Below are 24,054 nucleotides of genomic sequence, written 5' to 3'. Positions count from 1 at the left end.
GGCTTACTAGTGAAGGACTTTAAAAAAATTGAAATTTTTTGTGGAACAGGAGGAGTTGGAAAAACAACAATCTCAGCATCCCGTGCCTTCTCATTAGCAGCTGATAATAAGAAAGTTCTCTTAATTACAATTGATCCGGCCAAGCGCCTAAGACAACTGTTGAACTTAAAAGACCAGTCAGAAATAGTTGAATTTAAGAATGATGAGATTTCTTTTGATGTTCTTCTATTAGATTGTAAGTCATCTTTTGAAAAGATTCTCGGCTCTAAAGTTGATAATAAGATTTTAGAAAACCTAACAAGTTCAAGAGGTGGTCTCAACGAAATCCTTGCAGTTCTTGAAATACAAACGCAAATTAATCGAAGTATTTATGATGCAATAGTTGTAGACACAGCACCAGGAAAGAACTTTCTAGATTTTCTAAATTCATCAAAGAAGATCAATCGCTTTTTCAATAAAACTTTTGCAGAAGCTTTTAACTATATAACAAATCAGAATAAGCCGGGGCGTTTTTTCAATCGCATCATTTCAACTGGAATTGAAAAATTTCTAAGTTACCTCGAAAGTGTCACAGGACAGGGCTTTATTAATGACTTTCTTGAAGCCATTTCAATCCTCTATGGAAATCGTGAGAAGTTTATCGATGGTTTAAGTGTAGAAAAGACATTAAATGATCCAGCTCACTCAAGATGGTATCTAGTGACATCAGCCGAACATATGAAAGAAGTTGAAACAAAGCAAATCTTTGACTCAATTCAGGCCCAAATGGACACCGAACGTTACCTCATTATCAATAAATCATGGTATAACAACCTCGCTTCATGGCAGCCAAAAACTGCAGAGATGAAAGAGTTTAAAAAAACAATAATTAAACAAGAAGAAATAAAAACTTCCATTTCGAAAAAGTCTAATATCGAAACTCTAACGTTTCCAGATCTTGTGACTTTTGATCCTATAGAGCAATTAAGGGCCCTACAGAAAAATTGGAAGCAAACGGAGAAAGAAGTATGATGAAAGGTGCTAAGGCAAACGTTGTTGAAGCAATTGGTAATACGCCAATCGTAAAATTAAATAGTATCGGAAAAGATACAAATTGCGAGTTCTACGTAAAATTAGAATATATGAACCCAGGTGGATCAACGAAAGATCGTATTGGTGCTTATATGCTTGATCGTGCTGTTGAAGAAGGTGTTCTTAAGCCAGGTGGAACAATTATTGAGGGTACTTCTGGAAACACAGGTGTTGGTCTTGCGATGTGGGCAGCTGTTCACGGTTATAAATGTATTTTCGTACTAGCTGACAAACAATCAAAAGAAAAAATTGATAACCTTAGAGCATTCGGTGCAAAAGTTGTTGTATGTCCAACCAACGTTGAGCCGGAAGACCCACGCTCTTACTACTCTGTTTCTAAAAAACTTTCAGAAACAATTCCAAATTCATTTTATGTAAATCAATACGATAACCTACATAATAGAAATACTCACTACACTTGGACTGCTCCAGAAATGTATGAGCAGACTCAAGGTGACTTCGATGTATTTATGGCCGCTGTAGGAACAGGTGGAACAATCAGTGGATGTGGCCGTTATTTCAAAGAAAAAATGGATAAAGTAGAAATCGTTGGTGTTGACTGTGTTGGTTCAATCATCGCGGGTTACCACAAAACAGGAGAAATGGGTCAAGCTCACTCATATGTACTAGAAGGTGTTGGTGAAGACTTTATTCCTGAAAACTACGACTTTGACCTTATTGACGACTTTGAAGTTGTTAATGATAAAGAATCATTTCTTATGACAAGAAAACTTCTTAAAGAAGAAGGTATTTACGCTGGTGGTTCTGCTGGTGCTGTAATTGAAGGTGCACTAAAGTACGCAGCTAAGCAAACTGAGCCAAAGAAGATCCTAATTCTTCTACATGATTCAGGAAACCGTTACGCTTCAAAAATCTATAATGATGATTGGATGAGCGATGGTGGCTACCTTGATTCATCATTTAATGTTCAAATCTCTGAGGTATTAAATACTCTAGGTAAGGACGGAAATATTATTACTGTTCAAGACACGACAACAATCGGTGAGGCCATTACATTAATGGAAGAGAAGAATATCTCTCAAGTACCTGTCCTAAACAAGGATGGTGATGTACTTGGTCTATGTACAGAAAGAAGTCTTATTAAGCCTGTTATTATGGGTGAGTTCCAAAAAGATGATAATATCTCACTAGCGATCACAAACAAATACCGTGTTGTTGATTGTAATGAACTACTTGAGACTGTAGCTGATGCTCTTCTTAAGAAGGAAGTTGCAGTAATCACTAAAGGTGGAAAAGTTTCAGATCTACTTTCTGAAATTGATGTTCTTCAATACATGTCTGAAAAAGGCTCAAACTAATGAAGAAGCGCACACTGAAATCGGCAGGTAAGTCATCAGTGTGCGTACATGCTGGTGGTCATCCAGATAAAGAGACAGGGGCAGTAATGCCTCCAATTTATCAGACGACCACCTTTGCTCAAACAGGCCCGGGAGTCCATCAAGGCTATGAATACTCTCGTTGCCACAACCCTACTCGTACAAGACTCGAAGAATCACTTGCTGCTCTTGAAAATGCTAAGTATGCACTAGCAACCTCAAGTGGTGTCTCAATTGAAATGCTTATTATGCATGCACTACCAGTAGGTTCAACAATCCTATGTGGTGATGATGTTTACGGGGGAACGTACCGACTTTTCACAACAGTTTTTAACAAAATTCATAATTACATTTTTGTCGACACGACAGATGTTAAGAAAGTTGAAGAAGCCTTAAAAGAGCATAAACCTAAACTTGTTTGGGTTGAAACTCCAACAAATCCACTCTTAAAAATTTCAGATATCGAAAAGATATCAAAGCTAGCAAAAAAGCATAAGGCCATGACTGTTGTTGATAATACATTCATGAGCCCTTACTTCCAAAACCCACTCAATTTAGGTGCCGATATTGTCATGCACTCAATGACAAAATATATCAATGGCCACTCTGATGTTGTTGGTGGTGCCTGTATGTTAAATAACAAAAAATTCTATGAGGAATTATGGACATTACAGAAGTCACTTGGGCCAACTCAATCACCATTTGATTCTTGGCTTGTTCTAAGAGGAATTAAAACTCTTGCGATACGAATGGAGGCCCATGCAAAGAATGCTATGAAAGTGGCAAAGTACTTGGAGTCCCATCCAAAAGTAGAGAAAGTCTCATACCCAGGCCTTAAGTCTCATCCACAGCACAAGCTTGCAAAAAAACAAATGTCAGGCTTTGGCGGGATGATTACCTTTTTCTTGAAAGGTGATATTAAAAAATCAAAAAAGTTTTTACAAAAAGTAGAAATTTTCTCACTTGCTGAAAGTCTTGGCGGAGTTGAAAGTTTAATCGAGCATCCTGCCATTATGACTCATGCTTCTGTACCAAAGAATGTTCGTGAAAGTATCGGACTGACAGATAACCTTATTCGATTATCTGTCGGTATTGAAGATGCCGATGATTTAATCGACGATCTTGAGTCGGCATTTAAATCAATCTAGAAACTACCTGGTCCAGCATTTTCATCGATTTGAAAATCCCCAGAAGATTCTGTAGTCGATTCTACTTGGCCATTTTCTTCTTTTGCTTCAGCTTTCTCATTAGCCGCTTTAAACTCGGCCCTCTTTCTTTTGAGGTCTTCCGGAATTCTTGCAATAGGCTTTTTAATCATTAAGTAATCGTAATTACCATTACGACTAAATACTGTATTAGCATTTAAATACTCTTCAACTAAAAGTTTTGCACAAAACACACGGCCATGGTCATCATTGAGACTATTCTTTGCACCAGAAGCAAAGATTAGGCCATCATCCTCAATAATTTTTTTAATTGTTTTATACTCATCACAAAACTCATTTGAAGTCGCATGACACTCACCTTGTTTGCGATAAACATCAACAGAGTTAGAAGTCGATTTCACGTGGATTGGATCACGACAAATATCGATCAGCCAATTGCGATTCATATACTTGTACTGATTATGGGCTATCTCTATTTCACACTCTTTCTTGCTAATAGTAATAGTCTTATTCAAAAGACCAAATGGCGCAGATTTATGTTTTACAGAAACATCAAATGTAGATTGAAAACACTCTGTTCCAGTAAAGGCCATGGCCCCAGTTGTGACAAGAATAATGATACTAGATTTTAGAAATTGCATTTTTATCTACCTCTACCATTAAGATGGTTTGATCATTTGGTAAGAATTCATCTTCATTATATCCCTTTTTACTCTGAAATGTTAATTCACTGATTAACTCGACCGGAGACGACCAGTTCTTGTTAATAAAGGAAATATATTCTTCGCCATTTACGATATGGTCATTATTTTTGAAGTATCCAGGAGACAGTAAGAGAATTCCTTTTCCTTTTTCCAATTGAATATTTTCTTTCTTAATTTCATATGAGTCAGGGAAGCTAAATTCATTAGACTTAATAAGAATATCATTATGAGATAGAATTTCATGGCCACCAATATTAACACTCTCAAGTGTCAGGTCCGCCAGAGTTAATTTAGCGACAAGAATAGAAGCCTCTCCAAATTCAGAAAAATCTTCTTGTCGACTTTCTAGATGATTGAGAATTTTATCCATAGAAAGAGTACCTTCAGCTTTCCACCCTTCAATCATTGTTAAGAAATTTCCAATTAACATATAAGAAGAAGCATGTAGAGAGATAATCCACACATCTCCACCTACTTTAAAAAAGTCAAAGAACTCACCTCCGTTAGAAGTTCCTGCACAAAAACGAGATGTTATTCCAACACCACGAATTTTTTCACTTCTAAATGGTGCCATATTCTTATGCATCTCTTTGATGCTTTCAACTTGTCCAACAAGCCCTTCCATAACACTATTCATTTTATAAAGAAGTTTTTTTTGTAGCTCCATGGCCTTTAGGCCTTCAACAGCATTCTTCATATTGAGCAGGTTCTCTTCTACTGTTTTATCAGCAAAGAATACTCCTAAGCACATTTCATTTTCTAGGATAGATTTGTCGATCTGATCTCCATCATTGAATACAATAATGAAATACTCATCGTTTGATACATCAGTCTGTGATTTAGTAAAGGCAACTTGACTTGCGGCCGATTCGTTATTTTCTTCTGAAGTTTCTTTATTAAGATCTGAAAGCTCTAGCAATTCTAGTAGATTATTGAGCTTATCGACGGCAATTTTATCGAGATTCGTCTCGACGATTCTAATACGCATAACTCTTCCTAAGTATTTAAAATTAAATAGCGATGACACGAATTTTTGGCATCTTGAAAATCCATTTTAGCATATTAAGCGACCAATATCATATAAATGAGCCGATTAAATTAAAGATTCCTTAAGAATGACCCGAAGAATTATTAGAATATGGGTATAACCCGACTGTAACACTAGGTCTTATAAATGAAGAAGAGTAAAATCGTAAATTTGGGAGAGAGACGCAAGAAAGCTAGTACGCGCAAAAGTACGTCTGCAAAGAAGACTCACTCCAAAACAATCTCTGGAAAAACCGTAGTTAATGCTAAGGGTGCGACTGATGATCCAACGCAGAGGTTGGAAGCTGAAAATAAAGCACTAAAGCTTGAGCAGAAAAAGATTTGCGAAATGGCCGCCAGAACAATTCTTCATGCGCTAGATTGTAAAGACCATTATACGTACGGACACAGTACACGAGTTGCCTATTTTAGTTTAACTCTTGGGAAAGAAATCGGACTAAACGAAGATGAATTATATGATCTAGAACTTTCGGCCCTATTCCATGATATTGGTAAAATTGGTGTACCAGACGAAGTATTAAATAAGCCATCAAGGCTTACAGAGGATGAATTTCTTCAAATGAAGAGTCATCCTGAAAAATCATTTGAAATCCTTCAGGGGTTTACGCATTTTGAAAAAGTAGCAACATTTGCAAAATATCATCACGAAAGATGGGATGGCCGTGGATACCCAGAGGGACTTAAAGGCGAAGATATTCCATTATTTTCTCGAATTATTCTAATTGCCGATACTTTCGATGCTATGACATCAACTCGAGTTTATCGTAAGGGACTAGATTATGAAGTTGCTTATGCTGAACTAGAAGAGTTCTCTGGATCACAATTTGACCCAGAGTTAGCAAAAGCATTTGTAAGAGCGATGAAAAAAGAAGAAGCCAAACAAGAAAAGACGTTCACGCTTACAATCATCGACGGCCTCTTTAAGAAAGACGCCGCTTAATTACAGTTTGGTGTTTCTGCAACAGTATTAATATAGTACTCCTGTAGAGTTCTACAATCGTATTCTGATGCTAAAATCTTAGAAGTTGCACATTCGTTAGGTTTACCTTCTTGTTGTGCCCACTTCATATTATCTTCACATTTAACATAGGCATCGCGATCGACACAGGCCCAGTGCTTCCCTTTACAGTTATAAACTAGACCACGTCCAAACTCTGTGTACTTCGGAGGTGCTACGTAATCTAATTTCTTAATAACTTCTTCTTTTTCTTCCTCTAATTTATCAACAATCTTATCTAGTTGATTATCGAGAGTATCCGCCTTTTCTTCATCTTCAACATCTTGCTCACCAAAGCTGATATTAGAATCAACTGGAGTTGTTGGGATAATGACTGGCTCCGGAGTAGGCTCAGTATTCTTTTCGCCAAGATTCAAACTAGAATCAGGCTTTGTTTCTTCAACCTGAGGCTCACTAGGCACCACTGCAGGTTCTTGGACTTGCTCTTCAGGTTGTTGTTCTGGTTGAACTTCTTTAGTTGGTTCTGGCTTAACTTCAACTTTTTGTTGTACTGGTTGCTCAACTTGAGGCTCAGCTTGTTCCACGGCCTTTGCAGACTCTTTTGTTTCTGTTACCTTCTTTGGCTTCTTCTTACGTGGCTTTTTCTGTCTTTTGACAGGAGGGACTTCAGGTACCTCATTATCACTTCCATCGTTTAAGACAAATTGATCGATTGCTAAAAGAACAACTGCAACGATAAGAACGATTTTAATTAGCTTACTTTTATCGTTAGCCTTTTTATCGTCATCTTCGTCTTCGTCTTCGTCTTCATCATCGTCATAATCGTCGCTATCTTCGTCATCTTCATCTTCATCGTCTTTTTCTTTAGACGATTTTTTCTTCAAAAGCTTAGCAAGAAAAGGAAGTTGTTTTTCAAGAAATGACTTTTCCTCGTCATCGTCCTCATCTTCATCATCCTCTTCATCATCGTTATCAGATTCTAGATCATCATCTTCTACTTCTTCATCATCAGATGATTTTTTCTTAAATAGCTTTGCTACAGAAGGGAAGTACTTTTCAACGAAAGACTTATCTTCACTGTCTTCATCATCTTCATCTTCTTCGTCGTCGTACTCTTCATCTTCCTCTTCGTCATCTTCATCCAAGACTTCATCTTGAGATTGTGGAGGAATAAAATCAGCTCCACCAGATGCATCAAAGTCATCTTCAAGTTCAGAATCTTCTAACTCTTGGGCACTTGGAATTTTAACATCTGTTGATGTTGCATCATCAAAATCAGAATCATCCTCATCAGATTCAAATTCATCTTCTTCAAATTCTTCGAGTAGCTCTTCGTCTTCTTCAGACTTCTTTAGCTTCCCTTTCATCTTGTCAAAAAAACCTTTCTTGGCCACAAGTACTCCTAATCTAAACCAAAGAACTCTTCCATTTTACTGTATAATTGAGAATCCTCGAAGGAATATTATCTATTTAGCATTCTTATCCAACTACTTAACTCGGTTATAGTAGCAAATATTTTTAACGAAAGGTGGTGATAGAATGACAGAATCTTTATTAAGATACTGTTTATCACCAAAATGAAGTGTTCCCTCTCCCAGAGTTTTTGTTACATTGAAAATAACTTCACCCATGGTGCGACGATAATTTAACTCAACAAGTGGGCAAAGTTTTAGCTCTCCACTCTCATCTTCATAGATCATATTATCGAATTGAATTTTTTGTATTGAATTATTTGGTAAGTTCTCTTTGATCAGATTGATAGTCGAGTTGAGGTCGAATTCTAATTCAAGGTCTTCTAGATCGATCAAACGTCCCCCCTTAAACTGTCCATTTGGGCCTGTTAGATTTTCAACGACAAAGAAGTCATCTGTTTCAAGATTATATGTAACCCCAAATGTTTTGATAACCTTAACATATTTAGAAAGAACGCCTGGAAAGTTCACGCGTTCCAAATCCGCGAGCTTATTAATAACCTTATTACCAATACCCGAAAAAGTTTGATCAGGGCGATAGAAATGTACACCATGGATTTCAATACTTTCACCTTTATTTATAATTAGGTCATCTAAAGGCCTATGCCAGCTGGCCAGCCAACATTTAGAATTTAGAAGCTGGGCATTTTTGAAATCTGTAAGGTCACCCCACCAGTTTAGATAATTATTGAAGTCAGTTTTTACGGCCCCTGTTATAAAGCCAAAATGAGTTAAGCTATCTAAATACTCTTGTGGATAACTTAATTTTGTACAGAGAGTGTTTTCACTAGAGTCATTAACTAAGAAGAAGATATACTCAAGCTCCGTTAAGTACTTATCAATTTTAATTTTTGGATTGTTAGCAGCAAGTGCAGCATCAAAGTCGAGATTAACACGATACTTCACTTCCACTCCTTACGATTCGTGACGATAAACTCATCTTTAAAGTTCTCAATACGAGATATAAAGTCATCATCCATCCCCGTTCTCACTCGACCCTCACGATCAAAGATCATTCCCTTCGCACGTGCAGGAGATAGTAGATCAGGTAACGACTGTACATAGAATTCCCATAGATCACTTTGATTTCGCCACTTATTTAACCAATGTACGCCAAAGCCTACATGTGAGATCTCATCTTCATAAACAACATTTAAAATTGCTGCAGACTTTTTGTCATCAACACCTTGAAAAATGTCGCGATAAAACTTTGCAAAGTCTAAGTTAGCAGCCTCAAAAGTTAAGGCCATCACAGCAAAGTACTCTTCAAAGCATGTGATTTTTTGCATCTGTCGCCAAAAGAAATCGTTAACAGGTAGATCTCCAAAATCAATCCCAAAGTCATTCATTCTTTTACGGTAAAGATTAAAATGTTTGATCTCATCATCAATAGTCTGTAACAGACCAGAGGCAATCCTCTTGTATTGGGACTTATCTTCTATTGGGATATACATCAAAGCGGTTGCCATCATTTCAATGGCCAAAAGCTCATGATTTGCGAAGAAGTGTAAGGCCATCGCCTTCTTTTCATCTAAATGAAAACTTCCTCTTTTTGGAAATTTTAGTTGTTCAGAAGAGAAAATGATCTTCCCCTCTCTTGCAGGACGAAGATCTTTTATGCCATCTTGTGTTTTATGATAATTGAGATCTGTAACAACATCAGATGTTGTTAGCTTGTCTTCAAGAAATGGAGATTCTAGCAATAGCCTTGCGTACTCGAAAGTATTCATTATCTCTAAGGTTTAGAAGTAGTATTTTTTCTCTTACGACTTACATTTCTTTTTCGACTCTGTCCAGGACGGCCTTTACCTTTGAAGTTTCTTCCTGTCGATCCCTTAGAGGCCCCACCTTTTCCAGGCTTACCTTTAAATCGACCACTACCAGGTTTACGACGATTGGCCTTACGCTTTTCAAAGCACTCTTCACAAATAGGGAAACGAGAGTCTTCTGGTAGCTTAACACTACATGAAGAACATCTAGCAATAATCTTTTGTGATAGAAGTTCATTTAGCTGATCAATAGCAAGCTGCTTATTATTTAAGAGCTCTACTTCAGAATAAACAAAGTTTTTATTATTAAAGTGTCTTGAGAGCCATTGATATAGCTCAACACATTTAATCGAAGTCTCAAGGTAATCAATATCACTTGAACCATGTTCAATCGGTTCACAAGGAATCCCTTCCATATTAACGTATTTATGTAGGATCCAATTATAGAATTGAACATGATCCATTAAGCCTAGGTTTACTGGAGCACAAGCAAAGCCAAATATTTCAGCATCAGTTAGAATACCATTTGAATCTGCATCCTCAACCATCTCAGCTAGTTCAATCATCTCCTTCATATCAACACAATAGAAAGGAGCCTGAAAAGTCATCGTGTTAAATAGACGTAAAAATTCCGAAAGCTTAAGCTTTGGAAGATTATTATCAATTAATGCCTTATTAACTTGATTGAAGATATCAAGGTCAGGCCCAACCATACACTGATCACTTTGATCAAGAGTTGCATTTAAAGCTTCATTGATTGACTCAATTCCATCTTCGACCTTTCTTAGACACGTCACAGTTCCGCGAGGAAATCTCTGAAAACGCCCTGCACGTCCACCTATCTGCTTTATCTCACTTACTGAGATATCATGCTGATGACCATCATAGAATTTAGAAAGAGTTGAAAAAACAACTCTCTTAATAGGTAAGTTCATTCCCATTGCAATAGCATCAGTTGAAACAATTACATCTGTTTCTCCCTGATCAAATTTACGTGCCTGCTCTCGGCGAACTTCTGGAGAAAGTCGTCCATAAACAATCGAAACTTTATAACCTAAACGTTCTAAGTCTCTTTTATGCCTTAGAGCATTCTTTCTTGAAAACACAATAAGGGCGTCGTTCTTTTGCATATCAGCTAGAACAATTGGATGCCTCTCAACTGAAAGCTCTGTCATACGTGTGTATTCATTAATAATTAGTTCATCGCCACAAAGCTCAACGATTACCTTCACGAGATCAAGAGCAGAAGCATCACCACAAAGATGAACCTCATCGGCCATAATATTAACAAGTGCTCTCGTCCACGCCCACCCACGTGAAGGGTCAGTAATCATTTGAATTTCATCAATTACACAACAGTCAAAAACTTCTTGTAATCGTGCCATTTCAATAGTCGACGAGTAGTGTGTTGCACCTTCTCTTTCGATAACTTCTTCACCTGTCAGTAGAGTTGTGACTGCACCTTTTGAATTCAGTGTATCGTAAAGCTCTGCGGCCAGAAGTCTTAGAGGAGCAAGGTAGCAACCTTTAGGGACAGTCGATAACTTTTCAATTGCATGATAAGTTTTACCTGAGTTTGTAGGTCCCATATGATAGACGATCTTTCTCTTCATCTGTCTTGCTGAAGAGTGAGTCCAGAACTCTCCAAGGTATTCTTGAAGAATTGTCGAAGAAACGTCTTTCTTTTTTAGAATGATAATTGATTTAACAAATTTCTTAAATTCACGCTCTAGATATCTTTCATTTCTCCAGTAATGAGTTGAAAGAGAGCGGTAGAATTTGTCGTATTCAGCATCAGTGATAAGATCAGTACTAAGCTCATTTGCTTCTAAGTATTGATCAAACAACATACTTACATTTCTTCGGTGAAGCGAAGCAAGTTCTGACGGATAAGCAAATTCAGATTTAAAATATTGCTTAACCTGATTTTCTAATCTGTTTAGAGAAGATCTTTTAATTGTATTTCTTAATTTGTAGAAATTCTTATCGAGAGTTTTTTGAAGATTAAAAACGATATCTGAAACAACATGAATTCCATTATCAATTTCTTCTTTTATTTGCTCTTTTGTTGTTTCGATGATTTCAACACAGTTTTCATAGACTGAGTCTCTAAGAAGTGCCCTAAAGTCATTCACACACTTAATACACTGACACTTCAGCTCACTGATTTTATGTTTTGTTAAATCAATATCTGAGCGAATAAAGGTTTGAGTCTCATTATGCTGATTTAAAACCTTTTGTCCCCATTCATAAAATGTTTTCTCGTGAAGAGAAAGGATATTTTGAGATAACCCACCATCCTGACCAAAGAAGATTGCTTCCTTTTCTGGGATCATACAATCATCAATAAAAATCAAATCAAGGATATTGTCTTGTTTAATTAGTAAATTAAAATTCGTGAAGTCTTTATTGAAGAAATAAACTAAAGATGGATTCTCATCAAAAACTGCCCACAACTTAGTTAGGGTCGACTCAAGAAAGCCAAGAACGACAAGAGCATCATCACTTGCTCTAACATAACTGTCATCATCGGAAAAATTATTGACCTTAATAATCGTTTTTCTTTCGGTTTCTATATTTTCTCGAATTGCGGAGAAGTCAGGTAGCTTATTTATTTCTTGTGAGCTCATTCTTTAAGAGTACGTTGAGGGAAGAAATTGTGCAAGTAATCTTAGGTGTTAAATACAAAAAAATACATTATAATTAAGCAATAAACATATAAAGAAAAATGGACTGCATATGATGAAAACATGGCTAACAGAAACTTTTAATATCAAATACCCTATTATTATGGCCCCGATGTTCCTTGTAACTAGTATTGATATGCTAGTAGAGGCTTCTAAAGCAGGTATTATGGGTTGTATTCCAGCACTCAATTGGAGAACTCCAGAAGAGTTTGAGGAAGGTCTAAAGGAATTGAAGGAAAGATGTGAAGGTCCATTTGGAATCAATATCATTGTAAACCAGTCAAACATCCACATGCACAAACAAATTGATTTGTGTGCTAAGTATGCACCAGATTTCATTATCACTTCCCTTGGAAATCCAAAGGAAGTTATCGAAAAGTGTCGTCCACAAGGAACTAAGGTTATCTGTGACGTTGTTGATTTAAAATATGCTCAAAAAGTACAAGATCAAGGAGCCGATGCAGTTATCGCTGTAAATTCGGGAGCTGGTGGGCACGCAGGGCCAACACCTGCAAGTATCCTCGTTCCTCTACTTAAGAAAAACTTAGAGATTCCAGTAATCTCGGCAGGTGGAATTGCAACAGGTTCAGGCCTATTTAGTATCATGGCCCTAGGTTGTGAAGGTGTTTCAATTGGGTCTCCTTTTATTGCCACTAAAGAATCAATTGTTTCTGATGCTTACAAAGAGGCCGTTGTTCAATACGGTGCTAAAGATATTGTGATGTCGAATAAGATTTCTGGTACACCTTGTACCGTTATCAATACTCCTTATGTACAAAAAATTGGAACTGAACAAAATATTGTTGAAAAGGCCATGAGTAAGAATAAGAAACTTAAAAAGTATGCAAAGATGCTCACTGGTTATAAGGGAATGAAGGCCGTTGAGAACGCCGCTTTTGGTGCCACATATAAAACAGTATGGGTTGCCGGTCCTTCTATTGAGTTCATTGAAAAGATTGAAACAGTAAAAGAAATTGTCGATAGAATTGTTTCAGAATTCGATACTTCCGTTGAAGAATTCTTAGCTAAAAGATCCTAATTATGTTTAAGCTGCCTAAGGTTTTACGTTATCAAAATTTTAGAAGGCTCTATATTGCAGGTCTGACATCTGAGCTTGGCTCGTTTGTCTCGGAAACAGCGCTAATGCTCTTAGTATTTGAATTATCAAATCATAATAAGAGCTACCTTGGTGCTGCACGTGCAGTATTTCTATTCTTTCTAACAATTGGAAATTTAATCGGTGGGGTCATCGGCGAAAAATATAATCGTAAGCATGTCCTACTGTTTACTAATTATATTCGTATCCCAATTATTTTTACAATTATCTTTGCCAAAACTCCTGAGGTAGTCATTCTTTGTGATGGCCTAATCGCCCTGTTTACAGGGATGTACAATCCCACCAGACAGGCAATGGTAAATGATATTGTTCCACAAAAAGATATGAGCCGCGCCAATGCACTATTCGGTTCAGCATTTGCTGTTCTACATATGATTGGGCCATTTCTTGGTGCAACAATGTTTACGGCCTTTGGTGGAATCAAAGAAGTAGTCGCTCTTGATTTCCTAACTTATATTGTTGGAATCTACTTCATAATGAGCTTAACTTATAATCCCCCAAAACAAGAGGGCGATAGTGAGAGCTTCTTTTCTGAAATAAAGAACGGAATAAAGTATGCTCGAACACAAAAAGAGCTCTTTGCCGTAATTTCAAATGTCATTATTGAAGGTCTCGTTCTTGGGTTTATGTTCCCCCTCATTCTTCCATATCTTACTGAAACACTAGGGGCCACGAAACAAGACTACGGTATAGGTCTTGCGCTCTTCGGGCTTGGCGGCCTATTTGGTGGTTGGGCAAGCTCAACTATTTTTAAAGATAAGCCTGTTGGAAAATTAATTATTACAACACTCTATTTAGAACCTGTTCTAATGGCAATTTGGCTCTATACAGCTTCTTATTCAGCAACCTTAATGATTTTCTTTGTTTGGGGATTTGTTGTATTCGTTCGTATTACAAATCAACTAAATTATGTTTCCCTCAAAGTAGAAACGAAGTACCTAGCGAGGATATTTGCCCTACTCGATCTTGGCTTTGTTGTCCCAAATATACTAGGTGGAATTATCCTTACATTTATTGGAAATCAATATGCGACAGAAGAGATCCTTATCGTCGTCTGTATTGCATTCTGTGCACTTATTTTCCCGAGAATGCTATTTTCAGATATGAAAGCATTATTTAACTTAAATAACGAAACCGTCGATAGGGATACATCAATACAGGATAAAATTTAATTAGAGACAAGGTTATTAAGTATGACAACAGTTTGGTTAAGAGATGAAGATAAGGCATTTGAAAAAAGAACTCCTCTAACACCAGAAAATGCAAAAAAATTAATCGATGCAGGCTATAAAGTAGTCGTCGAAAAATCAAATGATCGAATTTTTCCAATTGAAGAATACAGAAGCATAGGATGTGAGATAAAAGAAAGCCATGCTTGGGTTACTGAAGCACCAGTTGGTGACGATATTTATATCTTAGGCTTAAAAGAACTAAAAGAAACGGATGACTTCCCACTAAAACACAATCACATTTACTTCGCCCATATTTACAAGGGTCAAAATGGATCACAAAAAGTTTTTGATCGTTATCGAAAAGGAGAAGGAACCCTATTCGATCTCGAATTCTTACTCAACGAAGACAAAAGACGTGTTGCGGCTTTTGGTTATTGGGCCGGCTATGTTGGTGCAGCACTTAGTATAGAGAACTATTTCTCAAACTCCCCTGCTTCTTTGAGGCACTACTCTTCTAAAGATGAATGGCTCAAGATTATTAATGAGAAAAGAAATGGAAAACAAAACCCTTCGACTTTTATTATTGGTGCCCTGGGGCGTTGTGGAAGTGGAGCAAGAGAACTTCTTAATGATCTAGAGCTTGAATCAATTAATTGGGATGTTCAAGAAACCAAAGTTGGTGGCCCATTTAATGAAATTCTTAACGCTGATATTTTCATTAACACAGTTCTTATGACAACTAAGATTCCTCCATTTTTAGACAAGTCTCTTATGGAGAAAAATCAAAAACTATCTTATATCTGTGATGTTAGCTGTGATCCTAATAGTGACCTAAACCCAATACCGGTTTATGATGTCCATACAACTTGGGATAGTCCACTTCATCGAGTTGAAAGTTCAATTGAACATGAATGTAATATTATTGCAATTGATAATCTTCCTTCCGCACTTCCAAAAGAAAGTTCGATTGATTATTCGAATCAGTTGATTCCTCATCTACTAGAGCTTAAGAATGCGAAAAGTTATTTTACATGGTCACATGCTAAAGAGATTTTTGAGAAGAAAAAAACTACTCATTTGTAGTACTATTGCTACTCTCACTTTGTGAAAGTCTCAAAAACGAGGAATTTTTTTTAGGCCATCATATTTATGTAAAATCAAATAAAGTTTAATTTCATACGTCTATTTTAACAGGAGAAAGAATGAAGAAATTTTTTATTTTATTTAGTGTGTTGCTTACAGCTTTAATGATGACATCTTGCTCAACAGCAAAACTATCAACAACGGGCCAAGATGTAGAAGTTGTTTACGAAAAGCCTGATATGTTATGCAAAAATATGGGACCTGTATTCGGAAAAGGTGGCGGATCATTTGGAGGAAGCTGGATTACAGATGAAAAACTAATGGAATATGCATCTAATGATATTAGAAATAAAGCTTCAGCAAAGGGAGCAACACATGTGCATGTTACAAACCATCAAATGGGTCAAACAAGTGGACAATATGGCGGAACAACCTCCACAGCAACTTTTTCAGGTGTTGCATATAAATGTCATAAGAAATCAAAGAATGTATCGAGAAATTAAATAAAAAAGGCTCCAATAATGGAGCCTTTATATTTGAAGAGTGGCTAGATTAAACCACCACGTCTAAGTAGTGCATCAACCTCTGGCTCACGTCCACGGAATTTTTTGTAAAGATCCATTGGGTGCTCTGAACCACCTTTTTCAAGGATATTTTCTCTGAAACGATCTGCAATTGTTGTATTAAAAATCCCTTCTTCTAGGAATAATTCAAATGCATCTGCATCTAGAACTTCTGCCCATTTGTACGAGTAGTAACCAGCTGAATAACCACCAGCAAAGATGTGACCAAATGAAGTTGAAACCATTGTTCCAGCAACTTTAGGAAGTAGTTGAACATCTTGTGTTGCAAGATTTTCAAACTCTTCTACATTTGTAATATTTGATGGATCACCTGAGTGCCATGCCATATCAAGTAGACCTAGGCTTAGTTGACGAATAGTGTGACGTCCTTCACCGAAGTTTGAGCTATCTTTAAGCTTTTGAACCAATTCTGCTGGAATTAACTCTCCAGTTTCATAGTGCTTAGCAAATAGGTCTAAACATTCTTTTTCAAATGCCCAGTTTTCCATAATCTGTGATGGTAGCTCAACAAAGTCCCAAAATACATTTGGACCTGAAAGCATACGATACTGACACTTCGTTAGAATACCGTGAAGTGCGTGACCAAATTCGTGGAAGAGAGTTGTCACTTCATTAAAAGTTAGAAGTGATGGCTTCGTTGTCGTTGGCTTAGTAAAGTTACAAACATTTGCAATATGTGGACGAATATCTTCACCGTTAAGAACATATTGTTCTCTAAATGCTGTCATCCATGCTCCACCACGCTTAGATGAACGTGGGAAGTAATCACCATAGAATAGAGAAATAAAGTTTCCGTCACGATCAGTAATTTCATAAGTCATTACATCTTGGTGATACTTAGGAACATTAGTAACTTCTTTAAAGTTTAGTCCGTATAACTTTGTTGCAACTTCAAAAACACCATTAAGAACATTTTCTAATTTGAAGTATGGCTTTAGCATTTCATCATCAATGCTATATCTTTCTTTCTTTAACTTCTCATAGTAGTACATATAGTCCCATGAAGAGAAGTCCTCAACACCATCTTGCTCTTTTGCATAGGCTTTAACTTCATCCATGTGCTCAATTGCAGCAGGCATTGCTTTTTCTTTTAGGTTATTTAAAAGATCGAAAACATTTTGAGCACTCATGGCCATACGTTCTTCTAAGATATAATCAGCGTGACTCTTGTATCCAAGAATCCCTGCTCTTTCAAAACGAAGCTGTGCAATTCTCTTAACGATTTCTTGGTTATCAAGTTCGTCACCTTTAGCACACTTAGTACCAGATGCGATTGTCATCTGCTTTCTTAGTTCACGGTTTTGCGCGTAAGTAATGAATGGACCAAAGCTTGGATAATCGAGAGTAAAAACCCACTTACCGTCATGACCCTTTTCTGTTGCTGTCATTGCAGCAGCTTCAATAAGTCCTTCAGGAAGACCTGCTAGATCTTCTTTATTATCAAGTACCATTTCAAATTTATTCGTTTCTTTTAGTAGATTATCAGAAAACTCTAGGCCTAACTTAGAAAGCTCTTCATCAATCTTTCTTACTTTGTTCTTATCATCTTCACTTAAAAGAGCACCATTTCTTACGAACCCTTTATAGATCTTTGTAAGAAGAGTCATCTGCTCAGCATTTAAGTCTTCATTTTCTTTGTTATCGAAAACAACTTTAACTTTTGCAAAAAGATCAGCGTCAAGGTTAACGTCGTTACCATGAGCAGTTAATAGAGGTGAGAACTCTTTTGCAATTTCATTCATCTCATCATCTGTATTTGCAGATTTTAGATTAAAGAAGATCATTGAAATATCTTCAATAGCGCCTCCTGAATTTGCATATGGCTCAATGATATTTGCAAATGTAAGTTCACCATCAAAGTTTTTAATCGCTTCGATTTCTTCTTTGTGCATCTTAATTGCTTCACGAATTGCTGGCATATAGTGCTCATTTTTGATTGTATCAAATGGCCTTGCACCATATGGATTTGTGAATTTTTCTAATAATGGATTAGACATATAAACTCCTAAATGAATCTTATTAAAGGCATTACTCTGCGCGAAACTTAATGGCCATAAAAGCCGCTAGAACTAGCCAGAGTAACACTGATATTATTAGCATATTTTGGGTAAAAGCCAAACTCGTAAACACTAATAGTAGAGCTGAAATCCCCATTTTTGACGCACGGTAGACAACCATATCAACAATATACTTGGCCCCATACTTTTGTTCTTTGCTTAAAGGAAAATATAGCATCTCCTTGGCCGCCGAAAAGATCGAATAGTCCAGGCCTTTGAAGCCAACAAATAAAATTGCTGTCCCGAGTAAACCTAAGTATTCCATGCGGTCCAAAATAATTAAGATAAAGAAGACAAATGGAATAAAGATATGGACTGATGAAACTTTAAAATATTTAAAAGCAATTGGAATAATAATAATTTGGACAATTAGTGAAATGGCATTAATCGAAGAATATATATTGCCAAGATAGGCACCCTTCTCATTGGCGTCTTTAAATACTTCAAGTCCTAGATTAAATTTATAATTTGCCAAGTTAATTACCACTTGTGAAAGAATAATTAGGCCACAAATAAAGAAGACATAAAGCTTCTTATCTGCAAGTGAAGATATTGGAGACTTTTCCTTGAGTGCCAAGAATTGTTTTTGGGTAAAACTAAAAATAACAATGACCAGAGCAAGAATGAGTAGGCCGCAAGAAGCAGCATAGTAAACTCCCATCCCCTTCATTAACTTTGTCGTAAGAAGCCCTCCAAAGATTCCTCCAAGAGAACCCAAGGCTCCAAGTGGCCCATAGACGAGCTTTGCAACCCTAAAATCAATAACAGAGTTTAGATACCCCAATGATAAATGAACAACTAAAATAATATAAACTTCTTTCCAAACAGCAAAGACACCACTTCCGTAAGCGAAGCCATTTCCAAGTGCTATTAGGGCCCCTCCCATAAGGGCCAATGAAATAGCCACAATACCATTAAAGATTATCGCAATAGAAAAGTATTTTTGTAGTTCATTAATGATACTAACGCTGAGACCAAGAAACATTACCGAAGATAACCAAATCCATGGTGTACTCTTTGCTCCAAAATTTTGAATAAAGAGAGCAGTTGAGCTCGAACGAATCATTGGGTATGAAAAGAATGCTAGAAAAAGCGTAAAAGTAACTAAGAGAATATTTCTTCTCTCATCTTGAGATAGCCCAAAAAGACCAGCATTGATCTCCTTAACGGCCGTAATAATATTTTTCATTATTCAATCACCATGAGAGAGTATTCTTTATTTTCAAGTTTTGTCAGTGAAGTTAAGTCGACCCACTTTCCTAAACTAAAAGTTAAGGTCGTTAACTGGTCTTTATTCTTCTTATTTCTTAAATCGAGAAGATAAATACTCCCCTTCTTCTTACAAATTGCATGATAGACTTCACCACCGAAATCCATTTCAAAGTCATTGCCTTGAGAACTAATGATGTCAGAGAGCTGTTCATTAACCTTATCATTAAGCTTTGTGACTTCCTTCATTTTGAATTTACATATCTCTTGAGTGTAGTGAGACACAGAGCTTTTCTCTAATTCATTTGGAAAGTATTTATTGACTAGCTTTCGAAATAATTCTTGGCGATATGATTTAACTTCAACATTTAAGCAGTTCTTATGAGAGTCTATTTTGATCTTTTCACCATCAATAACGTATTTCAACAGATCCATACGAATAGTATGGATTGGTCGTTTACGATTAAAACAATACTCAGTTGCTGATGCAGTTGATAGCGATATGCCCAGAATTAAAAGAAATAAGAATTTAAGCGTCTTTCTCTTCCTGTAAGTACGTATCACCCTTTTGACCTTCCATAAATTCTTCAGCCGACTTGTAGTCACAAAGACTTAAAGTTGTCTGAAAGTTAAAACCTTTAGGAAGTTTACCACTTTTTGCAAGATCGTCACATGAGCAAGAAAGTGTCTTCATGAATTCAAAGAATTTTGTACTAGTTTCCTCACTTAAAAGGTGCTCAATCATACAAGAGTCTTTTTCAGCAACTGCTTCTGAAACACCTACAAAGTCTTTTAGGAAGTAATAAAGAAGAGTACGAGAAGTTAAAGTCTTGTGAACTTCATCGTGACCATCATCAGTTAAGAGAAGAAATTTTGTATCATCTTCCTCTTTAACTAGATTACGTTTTTTAAGATTATTAAGAGCTGTTGAAACAGAACCCTTAGTTAAACCTAAATCTTTGGCAATATCTGTAACTCGAGCATAACCCTTGTCTTCTTTTAGTTTATGAATTGCTAAAAGATAGTGAACCATAGAGTGAGATAACTCAGCCTCACGAGGTTTTTTGTCATTAGTATTAGCTTTTGTTGGTGTATTTGCCATAATATTTCTCACAAATTAGGTTATGCCTTTAATCTAGCAATTTCAGGTATTTTTGGCAACTAATGGCCTCTAGAAGATGCCCCAAATTATGTGCATCGCTTTTTTTGATTTCTAAAATATTAACTCATGTAACATACTGAATTTACGTGATTTTTAATGAGGCATATATTACAGACCTCCCGAGCAACACCACAGCGTGTTAAAATCAAAGAGAATCTAAATAATTGGGGTTAGCTAATGTTGTGGCCAAAATCAAAAATATTCACCACTCTCGTGACGTTATTCTTAGTAACGAGTTCAATGTTGTCCTACGGACAAAATAGCAACTATGAAGCTCCCTCGGAAGCCGATGTTGAGTCTGGAAACATTACGGACAGAGATAAATACACAATGGATAATTATACGCACGCTGGTTATCAGCAGAGAGAAGCTGATGAGAAGTGGGCCGAAGAATGTGGTACTTCTCAAGAGTGTGAAAGTATAAGAAAGGGTGGCGATGCGACTGATGGTGAGAAGTTCATGGGAATGTCGCCTTCAATGTTTAAGGCCGTAGGGCAAGCCTACTCTATTATTATGCCGGCCATGTCGCAAGCTGGAGGCGGTGGAAAATTCAACCAGATTGATGTTGTGACTAAGAAAGATGTTGCGGCCAAATATAGTGAGAAAGGTATTAGTTTCAATCAAGAAGGTAAGGCCGAGGCAATGGCCGATACTCAAGTCGAACAAAAAGACCTTGATGCTGCTCAAAAAGAACATGACAAGGCCAGCGAGAAAGAGGGTACTGATTACTGCCAATATATTCCAATGGGAGCAGAAGTTATCGCACGTGTAACACAACAAAAGAGTGATGAGTTTGCACTTGCAACGGAACCAGATGTTGAAAATGCTCAAAGTCAGGCCCTTTATAAGCAAGCTCGCTCTCACCGCGATCGCCAGAAGTCGGTTGATATTCAAAGAAAAGGATGGGGAGCGACAACTGTTTGCTATATTGCCTCGATGGCAACACAAGGTGGATTCACAAGTGGTTGGAGTAACTGGGTAAAGCTAGGGGCCTCAACTCTTATGACGAGCTACTATATGTGGGAACATAAAATGCACGGTGATGCTGCTGACAAACTAAACAATGTCGCAAATAAACTAAGTGGTAAAGGTAAATGTAATCCTGTTTCAGATCGCGATTGCTATTGTAGTCAGCCTGAAACAATGAATGATGTGAAGTATTGTTATCCGCAAATTAGACAAAGAACTGCTCAGAATAATAACTGGCAAGTTACTTGTGTTGATAATAACGTAAAAGAAGATCTTAACTGTACTTGTCGCCAAACGAACTCATGTCTCGATTCAAGAATCTCATCAAAGATTGGAGGAATGTATATTCCAGGTGGACTTGGAACAAGTCTTGATGACTTCTACAAAATGACAAATGGTATTTCGACTCCTGGTGATAGCTCAAATAGCTTCAAATCAACGTCAGGAAAAATCTTTGCCATGGCCAACGATAAACTAAAAGAAGGCTTAAACAAGATCAACCTACCTGCTAATTATAAGAAGAAAGATGCAAAAATCGCTGAGGGCCTAAGACAACTAGGTTTTGATGGAGCCGTTGCTAATGCTATTTCGGCCACACCAGAAACTAGTGAAAGTAAGTCAGCAGAAGCAAAGTTAAAATCTCGTGCTTCAGGACTAAGAGGAAAGGTTGGAAAGTATACAGCATCCTATAAGCCAAAAAATAATGGACTCTACTTTAGAGGTGGTAGCGGCTTAGATAATAAAAAGAAGAGTAAGAAAAAGGCCGTAAATCCATACGCACACCTACTAAAGAAGAAAAAGAAAGATAATGCAAATGCCAGTGCAGAAATTTTAGATTTCTCACAAAGAGCACAAAGAAATGCAGGCATTACAAAAGATAAATCTAGTAATATTTTTGAGATCATATCAAGAAGATATCGTTACTCAGCGACTAAGAAATTAGGAGCACAATAAGAATAAAAAGGTTGTTTTCATGGAAGAAAATTATAAATTACCAATTCTCATTTTCGATGATGAATGTCCACTTTGTGTTAGATTTAAGGATTCTCTGGCCCGCTTAGAAGAAGCTAAGTCTGTTAACTTTGTAAGTGTTAACGATGAGAAGCTCTATCAAGTATATCCCGAGCTGACTAAAGAAGAATGCCAAGAAATCGTTCACTACATCACAAGTGATAAGAAGGTTTTAAAGGGTGACGAAGTTATCACTCACCTTGCTAAGCTCTACCCACTTGTAAATAAGTTTAGCTGGCTTATTGAAAGTAATATGGGTCAGAAGGCCACAAGCTACTTTCATAAGACAACGAGTGCTTACAGAAGAATGCTAAAAAGAAAATGCCCAAGCTGTGTAAAGCACGCCTAACTAGCGCACAAGGCTTCGACGAGAAAACATACTGCGGTTAAATGGCTCTAATGTTAGGGCCGTTAAAACCCAAGTCAAACAAAACTCTGCAAATTGCACTTTATTATCACTTGGAATAAAAAGTGTGATCACAAGAAGAATCATGAAACTTATTATGTGAGTTGCCTTTGGTACAGGCAGTGCAAATTTATCAATGAATAGCTTGGCCTTTTCAATTTTAAGATATGAAATAGGAACAGCAAAAAGATAAATAAATAGAATAACTCTTAGAAAGAGGTTCCAAGACTCATGAGAAACTCCACGAGCAATTAACCAATTTTGAAAGTTTGTTTCAAGTAGAACACTATTTATATCTCTAAACATTTCAGGGGAATTCCAATCAAAGATACGCTGTCCCCAGCTCACCTCTTCCAAGGCACAGATAACATAGAACACACCTTGAACAACAAGCATAAGTAGAAATTTTGAGTCTCTAAATTTTGCTAAAACTCTGCGTCTGTAAAAATAACCAAATGAAATGAGGCATAGACCGACAAAAGTAAACCATTCGAGAAGTCCATTTTGTGCGCTAAGTACTTTATCAAAATAAGCTAAATCAGTTCTTGATATATATAGGCTATAGATACCAATAACTAAGATAACAAAGAATGAGATATATTCAGTCCATTTAACTTTAAACATAAGATTAATTTTCACCGAGGTCAGTGAACATGTCAATGCGAGTCTGATGTCTACCGCCTTCAAACTCAGTAGCAAGCCAAACCTTAGTCATGGCCAAAACTTCTTCACTAGTAGAAATACGGCCACCAAAGCAAATTACATTTGCATTGTTATGCTCACGAGAAAGCCTTGCAAGGTCAACATTATGACAAAGAGCGGCCCTAATGCCTTTAAACTTATTGGCAACCATACATACTCCAATCCCTGAACCACAAAGAAGAATTCCCCTGCCCTCTTTTTGAACTGCTTTAGCTAAAGCAATTGCATATTCCGGGTAGTGGCATGATTCCGAAGAGTGAGTACCGAGATCCTCTACTTCATAACCTTCTTCGATTAAGAATTTCTTTACCGCTTCCTTTTGTTTGAAAGCACCGTGATCTGTTGCTAGGAATATTTTTTTACTCATTATT

Annotated in this window: 22 protein-coding genes; 10 read left to right on the top strand and 12 right to left on the bottom strand. The window is 36.8% G+C overall.

What is annotated here, in order from left to right; all coding sequences use genetic code 11:
• Positions 1–9: 9 nt before the first annotated feature.
• From ACRXC1_RS01745 to ACRXC1_RS01735, 3 genes are read left to right on the top strand one after another with little or no spacing between them, the layout of a single operon-like run.
• Entirely contained in the window at positions 10–1,011 is a 1,002-nt protein-coding gene (locus tag ACRXC1_RS01745; protein ID WP_433656024.1) for an ArsA family ATPase, read from the top strand.
• Complete coding sequence (locus ACRXC1_RS01740; protein WP_392909997.1) at positions 1,008–2,390, top strand: pyridoxal-phosphate dependent enzyme; 1,383 nt, start codon at positions 1,008–1,010, stop codon at positions 2,388–2,390. Before ACRXC1_RS01745 ends, ACRXC1_RS01740 begins: the two co-directional genes overlap by 4 nt.
• Positions 2,390–3,556 carry a trans-sulfuration enzyme family protein gene (locus ACRXC1_RS01735; RefSeq protein ID WP_433656022.1) on the top strand — a complete coding sequence of 389 codons (1,167 nt, stop codon included), beginning with the start codon at positions 2,390–2,392 and terminating at the stop codon, positions 3,554–3,556. Before ACRXC1_RS01740 ends, ACRXC1_RS01735 begins: the two co-directional genes overlap by 1 nt.
• Here ACRXC1_RS01735 and ACRXC1_RS01730 read toward each other — a convergent pair.
• Positions 3,553–4,215 (bottom strand): hypothetical protein, encoded by a 663-nt coding sequence (locus tag ACRXC1_RS01730; RefSeq protein WP_393061459.1) that lies wholly within the window; start codon positions 4,213–4,215, stop codon positions 3,553–3,555. The two genes, ACRXC1_RS01735 and ACRXC1_RS01730, sit on opposite strands and share 4 nt — an antisense overlap.
• Positions 4,196–5,266, bottom strand: coding sequence for a hypothetical protein (locus ACRXC1_RS01725; protein WP_433656019.1), 1,071 nt, complete (start codon positions 5,264–5,266; stop codon positions 4,196–4,198). The genes ACRXC1_RS01730 and ACRXC1_RS01725 overlap by 20 nt, the downstream gene beginning before the upstream one ends.
• A gap of 186 nt (positions 5,267–5,452) precedes the next feature.
• Here ACRXC1_RS01725 and ACRXC1_RS01720 point away from each other — a divergent pair, with 186 nt between their 5' ends.
• Positions 5,453–6,265: an HD-GYP domain-containing protein gene (locus ACRXC1_RS01720; RefSeq protein ID WP_392909990.1), complete on the top strand. Its 813-nt coding sequence runs from the start codon at positions 5,453–5,455 to the stop codon at positions 6,263–6,265.
• Here the strand turns inward: ACRXC1_RS01720 and ACRXC1_RS01715 are convergent.
• The 4 genes from ACRXC1_RS01715 to ACRXC1_RS01700 all read right to left on the bottom strand — a co-directional run bounded on the left by ACRXC1_RS01715 (position 6,262) and on the right by ACRXC1_RS01700 (position 12,154).
• Positions 6,262–7,677, bottom strand: coding sequence for a hypothetical protein (locus tag ACRXC1_RS01715; protein ID WP_433656017.1), 1,416 nt, complete (start codon positions 7,675–7,677; stop codon positions 6,262–6,264). The genes ACRXC1_RS01720 and ACRXC1_RS01715 overlap by 4 nt on opposite strands.
• Before the next feature lie 93 nt (positions 7,678–7,770).
• Entirely contained in the window at positions 7,771–8,661 is an 891-nt protein-coding gene (locus ACRXC1_RS01710) for a hypothetical protein (protein ID WP_433656015.1), read from the bottom strand.
• Positions 8,658–9,485, bottom strand: coding sequence for a DUF455 family protein (locus ACRXC1_RS01705; RefSeq protein ID WP_433656013.1), 828 nt, complete (start codon positions 9,483–9,485; stop codon positions 8,658–8,660). The genes ACRXC1_RS01710 and ACRXC1_RS01705 overlap by 4 nt, the downstream gene beginning before the upstream one ends.
• A gap of 5 nt (positions 9,486–9,490) precedes the next feature.
• Positions 9,491–12,154, bottom strand: a complete 2,664-nt coding sequence (locus ACRXC1_RS01700; protein WP_392909982.1) for a helicase-related protein — start codon at positions 12,152–12,154, stop codon at positions 9,491–9,493.
• Positions 12,155–12,263: 109 nt separating this feature from the next.
• Between ACRXC1_RS01700 and ACRXC1_RS01695 the strand changes: the two genes are divergently transcribed.
• The 4 genes from ACRXC1_RS01695 (at position 12,264) to ACRXC1_RS01680 (ending at position 16,086) form a co-directional block, all read left to right on the top strand.
• Positions 12,264–13,250 carry an NAD(P)H-dependent flavin oxidoreductase gene (locus tag ACRXC1_RS01695; protein WP_433656011.1) on the top strand — a complete coding sequence of 329 codons (987 nt, stop codon included), beginning with the start codon at positions 12,264–12,266 and terminating at the stop codon, positions 13,248–13,250.
• Positions 13,251–13,252: 2 nt separating this feature from the next.
• Positions 13,253–14,500, top strand: coding sequence for an MFS transporter (locus tag ACRXC1_RS01690; RefSeq protein ID WP_392909978.1), 1,248 nt, complete (start codon positions 13,253–13,255; stop codon positions 14,498–14,500).
• Between the two features lie 21 nt (positions 14,501–14,521).
• Positions 14,522–15,583, top strand: coding sequence for a saccharopine dehydrogenase (locus ACRXC1_RS01685; RefSeq protein WP_433656009.1), 1,062 nt, complete (start codon positions 14,522–14,524; stop codon positions 15,581–15,583).
• Positions 15,584–15,702: 119 nt separating this feature from the next.
• Entirely contained in the window at positions 15,703–16,086 is a 384-nt protein-coding gene (locus tag ACRXC1_RS01680) for a DUF4156 domain-containing protein (RefSeq protein WP_433656007.1), read from the top strand.
• Positions 16,087–16,130: 44 nt separating this feature from the next.
• Here the strand turns inward: ACRXC1_RS01680 and ACRXC1_RS01675 are convergent, their stop codons facing one another.
• The 4 genes from ACRXC1_RS01675 to ACRXC1_RS01660 all read right to left on the bottom strand — a co-directional run bounded on the left by ACRXC1_RS01675 (position 16,131) and on the right by ACRXC1_RS01660 (position 20,535).
• Entirely contained in the window at positions 16,131–18,164 is a 2,034-nt protein-coding gene (locus tag ACRXC1_RS01675; protein WP_433656005.1) for a M3 family metallopeptidase, read from the bottom strand.
• 31 nt (positions 18,165–18,195) lie between these two features.
• Complete coding sequence (locus tag ACRXC1_RS01670; protein ID WP_433656003.1) at positions 18,196–19,413, bottom strand: Npt1/Npt2 family nucleotide transporter; 1,218 nt, start codon at positions 19,411–19,413, stop codon at positions 18,196–18,198.
• Positions 19,413–19,868, bottom strand: a complete 456-nt coding sequence (locus ACRXC1_RS01665) for a hypothetical protein (protein WP_433656001.1) — start codon at positions 19,866–19,868, stop codon at positions 19,413–19,415. Before ACRXC1_RS01665 ends, ACRXC1_RS01670 begins: the two co-directional genes overlap by 1 nt.
• A 94-nt stretch (positions 19,869–19,962) precedes the next feature.
• Positions 19,963–20,535: a metal-dependent transcriptional regulator gene (locus ACRXC1_RS01660; protein ID WP_433655999.1), complete on the bottom strand. Its 573-nt coding sequence runs from the start codon at positions 20,533–20,535 to the stop codon at positions 19,963–19,965.
• Positions 20,536–20,808: 273 nt separating this feature from the next.
• On the opposite strand from ACRXC1_RS01660, the gene ACRXC1_RS01655 reads away from it, so the two are divergent.
• The gene (locus ACRXC1_RS01655; RefSeq protein ID WP_433655997.1) at positions 20,809–22,518 is read left to right on the top strand and encodes a hypothetical protein; all 1,710 of its coding nucleotides are present in this window, start codon (positions 20,809–20,811) and stop codon (positions 22,516–22,518) included.
• A 19-nt stretch (positions 22,519–22,537) separates the two neighbouring features.
• On the top strand, positions 22,538–22,924 hold the full coding sequence (locus ACRXC1_RS01650; protein WP_433655995.1) for a thiol-disulfide oxidoreductase DCC family protein: 387 nt from the start codon (positions 22,538–22,540) through the stop codon (positions 22,922–22,924).
• On the opposite strand, the gene ACRXC1_RS01645 is transcribed toward ACRXC1_RS01650, so the two are convergent.
• On the bottom strand, positions 22,925–23,605 hold the full coding sequence (locus tag ACRXC1_RS01645) for a hypothetical protein (protein ID WP_433655993.1): 681 nt from the start codon (positions 23,603–23,605) through the stop codon (positions 22,925–22,927).
• 4 nt (positions 23,606–23,609) lie between these two features.
• The gene (gene rpiB / locus ACRXC1_RS01640) at positions 23,610–24,050 is read right to left on the bottom strand and encodes a ribose 5-phosphate isomerase B (protein WP_433655991.1); all 441 of its coding nucleotides are present in this window, start codon (positions 24,048–24,050) and stop codon (positions 23,610–23,612) included.
• Between the last annotated feature and the right edge of the window lie 4 nt (positions 24,051–24,054).

The organism is Halobacteriovorax sp. GFR8 (assembly GCF_050955245.1).
Classification (GTDB): Bacteria; Bdellovibrionota; Bacteriovoracia; order Bacteriovoracales; family Bacteriovoracaceae; genus Halobacteriovorax_A.
Note: the sequence above shows the minus strand (reverse complement) of the source record. Positions and strands in the feature narration are given on the sequence as shown.